We start from the raw sequence: 13,761 nt of genomic DNA, 5'->3' as shown, positions 1-13,761 counted from the left end.
GCTCCGCAGTCACTTTCTGCGGGTGCGCGGCCCCTTCATCCGCACAAAGTGACTGCGGAGCGGGGCAGGTGACGCGGAGTGAGGTGAAGTGACCGCGGAGTGAGGTGAAGTGGCTGCGGAGTGCGGTGAGGTACGGCGGAGTGGGTGATAGGTGCGACGGGGGGCGCCCGGCGGATCACCGGACGCCCCTCGTGTCGTGAACTCTAGAAGTCGAAGTCGCCGATGTTCTCGGCGTCGAAGACGTAGGGGTCTCCGAGGAGGACGACGCCGTCGGCGCCGACCTCGTAGGTGCCGAGCTTGCCGGCCTCGAACGAGTCGCCTTCCGCGCCTTCGATCGCACCGGTCGCCAGCGCGTCAGCGGCGAAGGCGGCGAGGTAGCCGAGGTCGGCCGGGTTCCACAGCGCGAACGCGGTGACGGTGCCGTCTTCGACGTACTCGCGCATCTGGTTCGGCGTACCGAGCCCGGTCAGGGCAACCTGACCCTTGTACTCCGAGGTCGACAGGTAGCGCGCTGCGGCGGCGATGCCCACGGTGGTCGGCGAGACGATGCCCTTCAGGTCGGGGTAGGTCTGCAGCAGCGCGGCGGTCTTGTCGAACGAGGTCTGGTCGTCGTCGTCACCGTAGGCGACCTCGACGAGTTCGACGTTCGGGTGGTTGGCGGCCAGCTCCTCCTCCATCATCTCGATCCAGGCGTTCTGGTTCGTGGCGTTGGCGGAGGCGGACAGGACGGCGATCTGGCCTTCGTCGCCGATCTGCTCGGTGATCAGGTCGACCTGCACCTGCGCGATGCCTTCTGCGGTGGCCTGGTTGATGAACAGGTCGCGGCACTCCGGGTTGGTGTCGGAGTCGAAGGTGACGATCTTCACGCCGGCGCTGCTTGCCTCATCGAGCGCGTCGCAGATGGCCTCGGGGTCGTTCGCCGACACGACGAGTGCGTCGGCACCCTGCTGCGCCGCGGTCTGGATGTAGGTGACCTGCGAGGTCGGGGTCGCCTCGCTCGGACCGACCTCTTCGAACTCCCCGCCGAACTCTTCGACGGCCTCGACGGCGCCGGCGCTGGAGGTGTCGAAGTAGGGGTTGCCGAGGTTCTTCGGCAGCATCGTGATGGTGACGGCCTCGCCGTCGCCCCCCGCGTCTCCGCCCGAGTCGCCCGAGCCGGAGCATCCCGTGAGGACGAGCGCTGCGGTGGCCGCGACGGCCGCGATGCCGACGCCGAAGCGGCGGTTCCTGGTGTTGAACATCGTTGTTTCCTTCCCTTGGTGAAGTCGGTCTGTGATTCCAGGTGGATGCTCAGGCGTCGGACGCGCCGGAGCGTCCCTTCTTCTTCCCGACGGCGGACACACGCTTGGTGCGTACCCATGCGAGGAAGCTTGCGGACACCACCGAGACAACCAGCAGGATCCCGGTGATGACGTTGATGATGTCGCTGGTGACGCCGGCCAAGCGCAGGGCGCTGGAGAGCGTCCCGATCAGCAGCACACCGGCGATGACGCCGTGGAGCGCGCCACGGCCGCCGAAGATCGACACCCCGCCCAGCAGGACGGCGGCGATGATCTGCAGTTCCATGCCGGTGGCGTTGTCGCCGCGGGCGTTGTTGTAGAGCAGGGTGAAGTAGATGCCGGCGAATCCCGACACGGCGCCGCTCATGACGAACAGCCAGAACTTCGTCAGGCCGACGTCGATCCCGGAGAAGCTCGCGGCCTCCTTGTTCAGGCCGATCGCATAGAGCGAGCGTCCGAAGGGGGTGAAGTGCAGCAGGACGGCGAAGACGACGGCCAGCACGATGAACGGGATGATGATCATCGGCACGGGGGTCCCCGGCACGTTGGCTCGCGCCAGATCGGTCCAGAAGTCCGGGAAGTCGCTGATGGCCGTGGTTCCCAGCAGCCCCACCGCGATTCCGCGAAAGAGGGCGAGCGTGCCGATCGTGACGGCCAGCGAGGGCAGACCCACGAAGGTGACCAGGGCGCCGTTGATCGCACCCGCGATGATGCCGACGATGATCGCGGCCAGGCCCGCGAGCGGCAGCCCCCAGCCGGCCTGGACGCCGAGCCCCGTGACCACCGAGGAGAGACCGACGATGCTGGCCACCGAGAGGTCGATCTCCTCGGTGATGATGATCAGCGTCATCGGCAGGGCGATCAGCAGGATCGGGGCGAGTTCGCGGATGAGGTAGGTGATCGTCAGCGGGCTGTCGAAGTTCGGTACCACGATCGTCGCGACGACGATCACGAGTGCGAGGAGCCCGATGATGGCCGCTTCGCGGTTCAGCACGACCCGTCGCCACAGGGCGTGGTGATGGTTGCGGTAGCGGCGCTCGGTGCGAGCGGTGAGGACGGCCGAGGTCATGATTGCTCCTCCCTCGCGGCGATGAGTCGTCGGTGTTGTCTCACGGCGAGCACCCGGTCGAGGACGATGGCGCCGATGATGAGGATGCCGACGACGGCGCGCTGCCAGAAGTCCTCGATGCCGATGATCGGCAGGGCGCGGTTGATGGTCAGCAGCAGGTATGCGCCGATCGCGGCGCCCCAGACGGTGCCGACGCCGCCGGAGATGGCGACGCCGCCGATGACCGCGGCACCGATGGCCTGGAGTTCCCACCCGTAGCCGGCGTTGGAGCTGACGGTGCCGTAGCGGGCGGCGTAGAGGACGCCGGCCAGTCCGGCCAGCGCGCCGCACACGATGAACGCGCCGAGCACGCGACTGGTGACCCGGAGGCCGTACAGGTGTGCCGCGGCGGGGTCGGACCCGATGGCGTACAGCTCGCGTCCGCTGCGGAGGTTGCGCAGATACCAGGCGGCGACGATGAGCACGACGACGGCGAGGATGGTCAACAGCGGGATACCGAGGACGTCGCCGGTTCCGAGGCCACGGAAGTCGGCAGGCATGTCCGAAGCATTGATGCGGTCGCTGCCGGCCCACGCGACGTTGATGCCGCGGTAGATGTACAGCGTTCCGAGGGTGATCACCAGGGCGGGGACCTTCGCGAAGGCCACGAGTGCGCCGTTGATGAGGCCGAGGACCGCGCCGAGCCCGATGCCGGCGATGAACACGAGAACGGGCGGGATGCCTGGGAAGTCGATGAACAGTCGCCCCGTGAGGTAGGCAGTGAGGCCCACGGTCGACCCGACCGACAGGTCGACGTTGCGGGTGATGATGACGATCGCCTGGCCCACCGCGACGACCATCAGCAAGGAGGGCGTCAGGAGCAGATCGCGGAATCCGTCACCCGAGAACAGGAATGACGGATTGACGGCGGTCGCGGCGACCACCACCAGGACGAGGGCGATCGCGATGCCCGTCTCGCGGGCCTTCAGCACATGGCCGGTAGCCGACACCAGCGGATGCTGCTTTGGCTCGGCTTCGGTCGTGAGGGTCATCGCACGGCCTCCTCTTCCGCCGTCGCGGCGTACATCACGTTCTCGGGGGTGGCCTCGGCTCGGGAGAACTCCCCGGTCAGGTGGCCCTCGCGCATCACCAGCACGCGGTCGGCCATGCCGAGCACCTCGGGCAGCTCGGAGGAGATCATGAGGATCGCCATGCCGTCGCCGGCCAGTTGCGAGATGAGCCGGTGCACTTCGGACTTGGTGCCGACATCGATGCCGCGAGTGGGCTCGTCGACGATGAGGACCTTGGGGTGCGTCGCCAGCCATTTGCCGAGCACGACCTTTTGCTGGTTGCCGCCCGACAGTGTCCCCGTCTCGGCGTCGAGTGCCGCGGTCTTCACCTCGAGTCGGCTCGCCCAGGTCTGGGCGGCGGCGTTCTCGAGGCCGCCCCAGATGAGTCCCCACTTCGACAGCCGGGAGCGGATCGCGAGGGTGATGTTCCGGGTGACCGACTGGTCCAGCACGAGGCCCTGCTTGCGGCGGTCCTCGGGGACGAGTGCGATGCCCTGCGCCATCGCCTTGCGGGGGTTGTTCTTCGACAGCGGCGTGCCCTCGACTGTGACCGAGCCGGATTCGTACGGGTCGACGCCGAAAACCGCCCGCGCGACCTCGCTGCGGCCCGCTCCCACGAGTCCGGCGAGACCGACGATCTCGCCGGAGCGCACCGTGAAGCTGATGTCGTGGAAGACGCCCTTCTGGGTCAGTCCGTCCACGACCAGCACGTCCTCGCCGATCTCGGTCGGTGTCTTGGGGAAGAGCTCGGTGACATCGCGCCCGACCATCTGGCGGACGAGGTCGTCGACGGTGGTGTCGTCGATCGACATGGTGTCGACGTAGGCGCCGTCGCGCATGACGGTCACGGTGTCGCACAGGTCGAACACCTCGTCGAAGCGGTGCGAGATGAACACGAGTGCGCGGCCTTCGTCGCGCAGGCTTCGCGCGACGGCGAAGAGGCGCTCGACCTCGACGCCCGACAAGGCGGCGGTGGGCTCGTCCATGATCAGCACGCGGGCGTCGAGTGAGATGGCCTTGGCGATCTCGATGATCTGCTGATCGGCGATCGAGAGGCCTTCGGTGAGGCGGTCGGGGTCGATGCGCACACCGAGGCGCTCGAAGATCTCGTTGGCCTCAGCGCGCATCGCCTTGCGGTCGATACGGCCGACGCGGTTGGTCGGCTGGCGGCCCATGAAGATGTTCTCGGTGACGGACAGGTCCGGGAAGAGCGTGGGCTCCTGGTAGATCACCGCGATCCCGGCGGCCTTCGACTGCGCCGTGCTGCTGAAGTCGACCGGCTCGCCGTCGAGGTGGAACTCGCCGGCGTCACGGCGGTAGAGGCCGGCGATGATCTTGACCATCGTCGACTTTCCCGCGCCGTTCTCGCCGATGAGGGCGTGGATGGAGCCCTTCTCGAGGCGGATGCTGCCGGAGCGCAGGGCGACGACGGCGCCGAAGGACTTCACCACCCGCGAGAGTTCGAGCGCGGGGGTGGCTTGCTGTGGCGACGTGTCCGTCACGGTGCCTCCTCCTTGAGGGTGAACCTGGTGGCTGAATCTCCATGAATCGATTCAGGAGAACTTCAGGCATACTCTATGGAGCGCACCTGAGCGGGTCAAGTCAGCTGCGTGAACTGGTGCCCGATCGAAGAGGAGACAGCGCCGACATGCCGAATGTGAGCATCCGCGACGTCGCGCAACGGGCGGGAGTGTCCGTGGGGACGGTCTCGAACGTGCTGAACCGCCCCGACGAGGTATCCGCGGATTCGGTTACCCGGGTGCAGCAGGCGATCGACGAGCTCGGATACGTGCGCAATGAAGCCGCGCGCAAGCTCCGCGCCGGCGTCAGCGCGACCGTCGGCTTCGTCGTCCTGAACGGACAGAATCCGTTCTTCAACGATGTCGTGCGCGGAGCAGAGGACGAGGCGACTGCGCGTGGTATCGCGATCCTCTACGGAAACACCGACGAGGACCGTGCGCGCGAGGACATGTACATCGACCTCTTCGAGGAGCACCAGGTGCGCGGGTTGCTCATCGCCCCCTTCGGCGATGTCAACAACCGTCTGTCGCGTCTGAAGCAGCGGGGCATTCCTGCCGTTCTCGTCGACCGCTACAGCGGTGAGAACCGATTCAGCTCGGTGTCGGTCGACAACATCGCCGGAGGCCGCATGGCCGTCGAGCACCTCATCGAGACCGGTCGTCGGCGTATCGCGTTCGTCGGAGGGCCTTTCGAGATGCGTCAGATGACCGATCGGCTGGCGGGCGCGCGCGTCGCCGTCGAGAACGCGTCCGGCGTGGGTCTCGAGGTGGTCGCGACCGCCGCGATGAGCGTGGAGGAGGGCATCGCCGCCGGCGCCCGCATCATGCAGCGCCCCGCACGCGAGCGTCCCGATGCGTTGTTCGCGGGAAACGACCTCATCGCGCTCGGGCTGCTCCAGCAGCTCGCCGTCGACGGACGCATGCTCGTCCCCGACGAGATCGCGATCATCGGGTTCGACGACATCTCGTTCGCCGGGGCTGCCGCCGTGCCGTTGTCGTCGATGAGACAGCCGAGCACGACGATCGGCAAGACGGCGTTGCGGATCCTGCTCGAAGAAGCCGGCGACACCGACGCGATCCCGCGTCAGACGGTGTTCCAGCCGGAACTGGTCGCGAGGCGTTCGACATCGCCGGTGCGCTGATCGCGCCGGCGCGGCCGGCTCAGCTCAGGCGCAGGCACCCCCACGAGACCGGCGGGAGCGAGATTCGGAGCGTCTCGCCGTCGACCTCGGCATCCATCGGCCGGAGCCCGACGCGTTCACGATCCTCGAGGGTGTTCGAGGCGTAGATGTCGTCGTCGTGCAGCAGGTGCGCCTCGTCGATGGCCATCTCGCGGCCCAGGTCACCGAGGAGCGGCCGCAGGTCGACCGACAGGGTCGTGGGCTCGGTCGTGGACCGGTTGACGACGAAGAGCGACACGCCGTCGTCGTCGATCGTCGCGACGGCGTTCACGGTTGCCACCTCGCCCAGCGCGGGACTCGTGAAGGTCGGTGCCGACACCGGAACGCGCACCGCGCGCCCCTGCGCCCAGCGCGAGGTGAGCGAGAAGGGGAAGAACGTGGTCTGGCGCCACGCCGGGCCCCCGGGCTCGGTCATGATCGGAGCGATGACGTTCACCAACTGCGCCAGGGATGCGGAGCGCACGCGGTCCGCGTGCTGGAGCAGGGTGATCATCAGGTCGCCGAACACCACGCCGTCCAGAACGCTGTAGCGGTCTTCGAGCAGGCGCGGAGCGACCGGCCATCCCTTCTCCTCGGGCTTGTCGTTCTGCCCGCCGTCGTCATCGTGGAGGTACCAGACGTTCCACTCGTCGAAGGAGATCATGATGCGCTTGTCGCTCTTCTTCGCCGCCGCGACGGCGTCTGCCGTGGTCACGACCGACTCGATGAACCTCGCCATGTCGACACTCGAGGCGAGGAACTCCTGCGCGTCGCCGTTCCGCTCCTGGTAGTACGCGTGGCAGGAGATGAAGTCGACGTCGTCGAGGGTGTGCTCGAGCACCGTGCGCTCCCACGCGCCGAAGGTCGGCATCGACCGCCCCGACGAGCCGCACGCGACGAGTTCGAGCCCCGGGTCGATCATGCGCATCGCCTTGGCCGTCTGGGAGGCGAGCTTGCCGTAGTCGTCGGCGTTCTTGTGACCGATCTGCCACGGTCCGTCCACCTCGTTGCCGAGGCACCACATCCTCACGCCGAACGGCTCCGGATGCCCATTCGCCGCCCGCCGGTCGGTCCATGCCGTCTGTGCGTCGACGTTGGCGTATTCGAGCAGGTCGAGCGCCTCCTGGGTGCCCCGGGTGCCGAGGTTGACGGCGAGCATGAGGTCGCTGCCGACGAGCTCGAGCCACGCGGCGAATTCGTGCAGGCCCACCTCGTTCGTCTCGGTGGAGTGCCACGCGAGGTCGAGGCGGCGGGGTCGTTCGTCGACGGGGCCGATGCCGTCTTCCCAGCGGTATCCCGACACGAAGTTGCCGCCCGGGTAGCGGATGGTGCTGACGCCCAGTTCGCGCACGAGCTCGATGACGTCCCGCCGGAAGCCGTCGGCTCCGGCTGCGGGATGACCCGGCTCGTGGATGCCGTCGTAGATGTGGCGGCCGAGGTGCTCGACGAACCCGCCGAACAGGCGACGGTCGATGTCGGCGATCTCGTGATGGGGATCGAGGCGGGCGGCGGCGACGGCCATGGTTCCTCCGGTGGTGTGGATGTCTTGGGGGACACGAGTCAATCACGCCGACGCTCTGCGTGGTCCTGTCAGGAGGAGAGGGATGCGAGGGCGCCGTTCGCGTCGGACGGCGCGGGCGAGGGATGCGCCGGGATGGGCGCGAAGGCGAAGACGACCTGCTGCGGTGACAGTGCGGTGCGTCCGAGGGCGGCGCCGGTTTCGGCGTCGCTGCCGTTCAGGGAGACCGTGACGGTCTCGTCGGAATGGTTGATCACGGTGACGAGGGCGCCGCGACGCGCGACCTCGACGCCCGCGGGGAGGTCGTCGATGACCGGTCGCACGCCGCGGTCGGCGACGAGGCGGCCGACGATCGCGTCGACACCGGCGGCGTCGGGCATCGTGGCGACGTACCACGCGGCGCCGTCGCCGTGGCGTTGACGGGTCACCGCCGGTCGCGCCGCGTTCGGACCGTCGTCGAAGGTCGCGATCACCTCGGCGGTCTCGGCGTGGACGGCCTCGGCGACGAGCGTGCCGCGAGCGGCACAGCCGTCGAGCGTGAACGACACCGTCTCGGGCTCGCCGTCGCCGACCGCACCGAGCGCGCCGACGCCCGTGCCGCTCGCGGGAGGGCCCGCCAGTGCTCCGAAGTCCTCGTAGCGGATGCCGAGTGCGGCGCCGAGGCGCGTGAGGAACCCGCCGTCGCAGAACTGGTCGTGCTCGTCGACGATGTCGCTGAAGGGTCCGGTGAGCAGCGTTCCACCGGCTCGCGCGAACCGGTCGAGCGCGGCTGCTCCCTCCTCGCGCAGCAGGTAGAGGGCGGGCGCCAGGACCACCTCGTACCCGCGCTCCGCCTCCTCGGGCCCGATGATGTCGACCATGATGCCGCGGCGATGGAGTGCGCCGTACCACTCCAGGGCAACGGCGAGGTAGTCGATCCGGAAGGGATGGTCGCGCTCCTCGACCGCCCACCAGTTCTCCCAGTCGAAGACCAGCGCGACCCGCGCATCCGAGCCCGGTGCCGGCAGCTCGCCGAGCTCGCGCAGGCGCTCGCCGAGGGAGACGACCTCGCGCCACGTGCGGGTGCGCGTGCCGGCGTGGGGGAGCATCGCCGAGTGGAACTTCTCGCTGCCGGCGCGGGACTGCCGCCACTGGAAGAACATGATGCCGTCGGCGCCGCGCCCGATCGACTGCGCGGTCTCGGCCGCGAGCGCCCCCGCGGCCTTGCCGGGGTTCGCCGGGCGCCAGTTCACGGCATCGGTGGCCTGCTCCCACAGCAGCCACGGCACGCCGGGCTTGAGCGAGCGCACGAGGTCGCGCTGGAACGCCGAATCGCGTACGCGCGAGGGATGAGCCGGGTCGGGATAGCAGTCGTCGGCGATGACGTCCATGTGCGGCGCCCACCGGCGATAGTCGGCGGGCTTGAACGGGCCCATGAAGTTCGTCGTGATCGGCTGCGTCGCGCCTGCCTGCAGCAGGATGCTCCGCTCCGCCAGGTAGCACTCCAGCAGCATGTCGGAGGTGAACCGGCGGAAGTCGAGCATGGACGACGGATTGTGGCTGTAGGGCGCGAGGCGCGGGGGGAAGACCTCGTCGAAGGTGCTGTACCGCTGCGACCAGAAGCTGGTGCCCCACGCCGCGTTGAGCGCGTCGACGGTGCCGTACTTCTCGCGCAGCCAGCGACGGTACGCATCCCGCGCGGCATCGGAGAAGTCCATCCACAGGTGGCAGCCGAACTCGTTTCCGACGTGCCACATCACCACCGCCGGGTGGTCGACGTAGCGCGCGGCGATGCGTCGGACGAGCTCACCGGCGAGGCGTCGGTAGACGGGGGAGGAGGGTGCGAAGTGCTGCCGGCTTCCCGGCCAGTACGACGCGCCGGATTCGTCTGCGGGCAGCGTCTCGGGGTAGTTCGCGCTCACCCACGGCGGCGGCGAGGCCGTTGCCGTGGCGAGGTTCACCGCGATGCCGCCGGCGTGCAGGGTGTCGATGACCCGGTCGAGCCAGGCGAAGTCCCACACGTCTTCGGCGGGCTGGATGCGCGACCAGGCGAAGATGCCGAGGCTCACGATGTTCACGCCCGCCTCGTTCATGCGGCGGACGTCGTCTTCCCAGACCTCTTCGGGCCACTGGTCGGGGTTGTAGTCGGCGCCGTACAGCACGCGTGACTCCTTCGAAGATGGGGTGGATGCTTCAGCCGGCGTGGCGCCGCGGGCGTTCGGGAACGGCGACCACGGCCAGCGCGGCGCATCCGAGGGCGGGGATCACGAGGGGCACGAGCGCCCACGTGACGACGACGACGAACGCGGCGGTTGCGGCCAGGTAGAGCGCTCCGGGCACGTCGCGGCGCACAAGCGCGGGGACCGCGCCGATCGCGCCGCGCCATCCTGTCTCCGGTGTCCACGCGCCCGCGGCGGTGAGCACGGCGATCGCGAGGGCGGCCAGGCCGGCCCATCCGACCACGGCGATGACCGGTCCGCCGGGCAGGGCGCCGGAAGCGGCGAGGTCGATGTCGAGCGCGAACAGGCCGGTGAGCACGAGCACGGCGAGGCCCAGGAGCGCGCCGCCGGCGAGTCCGCGGCGCACATCCGACCAGAACGCCGACAGCGGCGAGCCCTCGGCGCGCACGAACCGCCGCAGATGACGGATGCCGGCGGCCAGCGCGACGGGCAGGGTGATGACCGGCACCGCCACCAGCGTGACGAGCAGACCCGTCATGAGCACCTCGCCGAGCAGGCCGAACTTCGCCGTGGCGCCCGGGAAGCGGGCGGGAGCGCGCTCGTCGAGCGTCGGCCCGCTCCCGTCGCGGTCTCCGCGACGGGCGGCCCTCAGCTCGCGACGCTCCCGCGCCCGCTCCGACGATGTGGTCATGGTGTCAGCCTTTCAGGCCTTGGGTGGCGACGCCGTCGACGAGGAAGCGTTGGAAGACGATGAAGAAGATCAGGATCGGCACCAGCGCGAGGAACGATGCGGTGACCGTGGCGCCGTAGTCGCTGGTGGAGGTCTGGTCGTTCCAGAGGCGCAGCGCGATCGGGAGGGGGTAGTTCTCGGGGCTGGTGAGGTAGATGAGGGGGCCGAGGAAGTCGTTCCAGGACCAGATGAAGGAGAAGATCGCGCAGGTGATGAGGGCGGGTTTGATCAGCGGGACGATGATGGCCCAGAAGATGCGGAGGTGTCCGGCGCCGTCGATGCGGGCGGCTTCGTCCATGTCGCGGGGCATCTGTCGCATGAACTGGACGAGCAGGAAGACGAAGAACGCTTCGGTGGCGAGGAATTTCGGCAGGACCAGCGGCCAGAAGGTGTCGATCATGTCGAGGGTGTTGAACAGCAGGTACTGGGGGATGATCACGACGTGGAACGGCAGCAGCAGGGTGCCGATCATCGCGGCGAAGAGGATCCCGAGGCCTTTGAACTGCACGCGGGCGAAGGCGTAGGCGGCGAGGGCGGAGCTGAGGACGGTGCCGATGACGGCGAGGGTGGCCAGCACGAGGGAGTTCCAGAAGAACTTCCACATCGGGATGCCAGCGATGCCTTCCATGACGGTGAGGTAGTTGCCCACGGTGGGGTTCTCGGGGAGGATGCCGGGGTTCTGGCCGAACTCGGAGGTCGGCTTGAACGTCGCGAACAGCAGCCACACCAGCGGGTAGAGCACGACCGCGGTGATGACGATGAGGACCGTGAACCAGATGATGGTCTGCCAGGTCTTCCGCTTGACCTTGCGGCGGCGGGGCGGGGTGCGGTCGGGGAGGTCTTCTTCGATGTCCTGCTGTTCGAGGACCTGGACGGCCGGTTCGCCGAAGCTCTGCGTGCTCATTGGTTGTCTCCCGAGTAGTGGACCCAGTTCTTCTGGGTGCGGAAAAGGATCACGGCGATGATGGCGACGACGACCAGCAGCACCCAGGCGATCGCGGCGGCGTAGCCGTACTGGCCGTCGGAGAAGCCGCGCTTGTAGAGGTAGAGGGTGATGAAGTTCGTCATGCCGGCGGGGCCGCCGGTGCCGTTGGAGATGATGTAGGCCGAGGCGAACACCTGGAACGCGCCGATGATGCCCAGCAGCAGGTTGAAGAAGATCACCGGGGAGAGCATCGGCATGGTGACCGCGCGGAAGCGGTGCCAGGGTCCGGCGCCATCCATCTCGGCGGCTTCGTAGAGCTCTTTCGGGATCTGCTTGAGACCGGCGAGGAAGATGACCATCGTCGCGCCGAACTGCCACACCGCGAGGATGATCATCGCCGGGAGCACCAGCGAGGGGTTGCCGATCCAGGAGCCGAGGTTGATGCCGAAGAAGCTGAGGAAGTTGTCGACCGGGCCCTCGCCGGCGAACATCGCCCGCCACACGATCGCGACCGAGACCGACGCGCCGATCAGCGACGGGGCGTAGAACGCCGAGCGGAAGAACGCCGCCCCGCGGTCGCGGTAGTTCAGCAGCATCGCGACCGCGAGAGCGGCGGCGAGCATGATCGGGGTTCCCACCAGCACGTACACGAGGGTGATCTGTGCGGACTGGATGAACTGCGGGTCGTTGGTGAACAGCCGGATGTAGTTGTCGAAACCGACCCACCGGGGCGGCTGGAAGATGCTGTACCGGGTGAAGGAGAGGTACAGCGAGTAGACCATCGGGATGATCGTGAGCCCGAAGAACCCGATCAGCCAGGGCAGCAGGAACCCGTACCCGGCAAGGGTCTCCTTACGCTGACGACGCTTCTGACCCGGACGAGTCGCCTCGTTCTCAGCCCGCCGACGCTGCATCAGCGAACGCCGCGAACTCTTTCCCGTGACGATCACTCTCGTCGCTGTCGTACTCACTGCTCACTCCATCCACAGAGGGGAAACGATGGGCGGGGGCCCGGCCGTGGCGGCCGGACCCCCGGCGTGTGTCACGCGTTGTTGCTGAGGACCACGTCCATCTCGGTGAAGAAGCGGTCGACCGCTTCGTCGACGGTGATGGTTCCGAAGCCGAGCTCCTGCCCGATCACACGGAACTCCTCCTCCAGGGTGCCGTAGCCGACGATCGGCACCGGCGGGGCGTCGCCCAGGCGGTCCTGGATCGAGACCTCGTAGTCGGCGATCTGCTGGCTCAGCGGGTCGAGCTCGGCGGCGGCGAGGGCCGTCTCCGAGGCGGGCAGGCCGCGGTTGGTGCCGAAGATCTCACCCGACTGGGGCGAGTTCACCAGGAAGTTCACCAGGGTCGCAGCGGCCTCGGGGTGCTCGGTGTTCGCGCCGATGGTGTGGAGCATCGAGGGCTTGAGGTAGAGGTCCTGCGCCCCCTCGACGGTGATCGGCGGGGCGATCAGTCCGAGCTCGGTGTAGTCCTCGCCCAGCTCGCCGAGGTAGCCGGCTCCGAAGTTGTCCCACGTCAGTTCGCTGGCCGTCTCGCCGGCGCCGAATCCGGAGGTGGGGAAGAGCTCCTCCAGGCGCTGCGACGAGATGACGGCGCCCGAGTCGATGAGCTCCTGGCCGTCCTCCCAGAACTGCGCGAGGCGCGCCTCGTCGAACCCGGGCTCGCCGTCCTCGGTGAACAGGGCGCTTCCCTCGGCGCGCAGCTGGATCTCGAAGTTCTGGATGCGCCCGGCGTAGTCCGAGCCGCCGTAGACATCGCCGCCGCTGGCGTCGGTCACCTCGCCCATCCACGCGCTGTAGTCGTCCCACGTGCCGCCGGCGAACTCGTCCACGCCGACCTGCTCGAGCAGCTGGGGGTTGGTGTACATGCCCCACGCGTTGGTCGACGTCGCGATGCCGTAGGTGGTGCCGCCGACGACGCCGATGTCGAGGATGTTCTGCGGGATCGGGTCGGTCTCGATGATGCCGCCCAGGAACGGGTCGAGATCGAGCAGCAGGCCGTTCTCGGAGTACTGGCGGAGGTACGAGTAGTCGAACTGCATGACGTCGGGCAGGTTGCCGCCCGCGGCTTCGGTCTGACGACGCTCCCAGAAGGCGGGGAAGTCGAGGAACGAGGAGTTCACCGTGATGTTCGGGTACTCCTCCTCGAACGCCGCGATGACCTCGTTGTAGAGCTCGGCGCGCACGTCGTTGCCCCAGAAGGCGAGGTCGAGCGTGACCTCTTCGTTCGGGTCCATCGTGTCGGCGGGCTCGGATCCTCCCGAGCAGCCGGCCAGGACGAGTCCCGCGCCGGTCGCCAGCGCGACGGCGGCCATGGTCCGCTTCTTGCTGAACATCCTTGTCCT

The 13,761-nt window shown here is 68.3% G+C and carries 11 protein-coding genes; 1 reads left to right on the top strand and 10 read right to left on the bottom strand.

Annotated elements, in window-relative coordinates; genetic code table 11:
• Positions 1 to 203 precede the first annotated feature (203 nt).
• Genes rhaS through B3S45_RS14620 form a run of 4 tightly spaced genes read right to left on the bottom strand, consistent with a single transcriptional unit; the run spans position 204 to position 4,900 of the window.
• Positions 204 to 1,241, bottom strand: coding sequence for a rhamnose ABC transporter substrate-binding protein (gene rhaS / locus B3S45_RS14635; RefSeq protein ID WP_071045893.1), 1,038 nt, complete (start codon positions 1,239 to 1,241; stop codon positions 204 to 206).
• Positions 1,242 to 1,290: 49 nt separating this feature from the next.
• The gene (locus B3S45_RS14630) at positions 1,291 to 2,349 is read right to left on the bottom strand and encodes an ABC transporter permease (RefSeq protein ID WP_071045894.1); all 1,059 of its coding nucleotides are present in this window, start codon (positions 2,347 to 2,349) and stop codon (positions 1,291 to 1,293) included.
• The gene (locus tag B3S45_RS14625) at positions 2,346 to 3,380 is read right to left on the bottom strand and encodes an ABC transporter permease (protein WP_286721540.1); all 1,035 of its coding nucleotides are present in this window, start codon (positions 3,378 to 3,380) and stop codon (positions 2,346 to 2,348) included. Before B3S45_RS14625 ends, B3S45_RS14630 begins: the two co-directional genes overlap by 4 nt.
• Positions 3,377 to 4,900 (bottom strand): sugar ABC transporter ATP-binding protein, encoded by a 1,524-nt coding sequence (locus tag B3S45_RS14620; protein WP_071045896.1) that lies wholly within the window; start codon positions 4,898 to 4,900, stop codon positions 3,377 to 3,379. The genes B3S45_RS14625 and B3S45_RS14620 overlap by 4 nt, the downstream gene beginning before the upstream one ends.
• Before the next feature lie 146 nt (positions 4,901 to 5,046).
• On the opposite strand from B3S45_RS14620, the gene B3S45_RS14615 reads away from it, so the two are divergent.
• Positions 5,047 to 6,060 carry a LacI family DNA-binding transcriptional regulator gene (locus tag B3S45_RS14615; protein ID WP_286721538.1) on the top strand — a complete coding sequence of 338 codons (1,014 nt, stop codon included), beginning with the start codon at positions 5,047 to 5,049 and terminating at the stop codon, positions 6,058 to 6,060.
• Between the two features lie 19 nt (positions 6,061 to 6,079).
• Here the strand turns inward: B3S45_RS14615 and B3S45_RS14610 are convergent, their stop codons facing one another.
• From B3S45_RS14610 to B3S45_RS14585, 6 genes are all read right to left on the bottom strand, one after another.
• Positions 6,080 to 7,600 (bottom strand): alpha-N-arabinofuranosidase, encoded by a 1,521-nt coding sequence (locus B3S45_RS14610; RefSeq protein ID WP_286721536.1) that lies wholly within the window; start codon positions 7,598 to 7,600, stop codon positions 6,080 to 6,082.
• 68 nt (positions 7,601 to 7,668) lie between these two features.
• Positions 7,669 to 9,738, bottom strand: coding sequence for a beta-galactosidase (locus B3S45_RS14605; RefSeq protein ID WP_286721534.1), 2,070 nt, complete (start codon positions 9,736 to 9,738; stop codon positions 7,669 to 7,671).
• A gap of 31 nt (positions 9,739 to 9,769) precedes the next feature.
• Positions 9,770 to 10,447: a hypothetical protein gene (locus B3S45_RS14600; RefSeq protein WP_286721532.1), complete on the bottom strand. Its 678-nt coding sequence runs from the start codon at positions 10,445 to 10,447 to the stop codon at positions 9,770 to 9,772.
• A gap of 4 nt (positions 10,448 to 10,451) precedes the next feature.
• Complete coding sequence (locus B3S45_RS14595; protein WP_083336659.1) at positions 10,452 to 11,390, bottom strand: carbohydrate ABC transporter permease; 939 nt, start codon at positions 11,388 to 11,390, stop codon at positions 10,452 to 10,454.
• A complete protein-coding gene (locus B3S45_RS14590) occupies positions 11,387 to 12,325 on the bottom strand; it encodes a carbohydrate ABC transporter permease (protein WP_414683099.1) in 939 nt (312 codons plus the stop codon). The genes B3S45_RS14595 and B3S45_RS14590 overlap by 4 nt, the downstream gene beginning before the upstream one ends.
• Positions 12,326 to 12,453: 128 nt before the next feature.
• Positions 12,454 to 13,752 carry an ABC transporter substrate-binding protein gene (locus B3S45_RS14585; protein ID WP_071045913.1) on the bottom strand — a complete coding sequence of 433 codons (1,299 nt, stop codon included), beginning with the start codon at positions 13,750 to 13,752 and terminating at the stop codon, positions 12,454 to 12,456.
• Between the last annotated feature and the right edge of the window lie 9 nt (positions 13,753 to 13,761).

Origin of the sequence: Microbacterium sp. UBA1612, from assembly GCF_002321605.1 — a bacterium.
Taxonomy (GTDB): Bacteria; Actinomycetota; Actinomycetes; order Actinomycetales; family Microbacteriaceae; genus Microbacterium; species Microbacterium luteum.
Note: the sequence above shows the minus strand (reverse complement) of the source record. Positions and strands in the feature narration are given on the sequence as shown.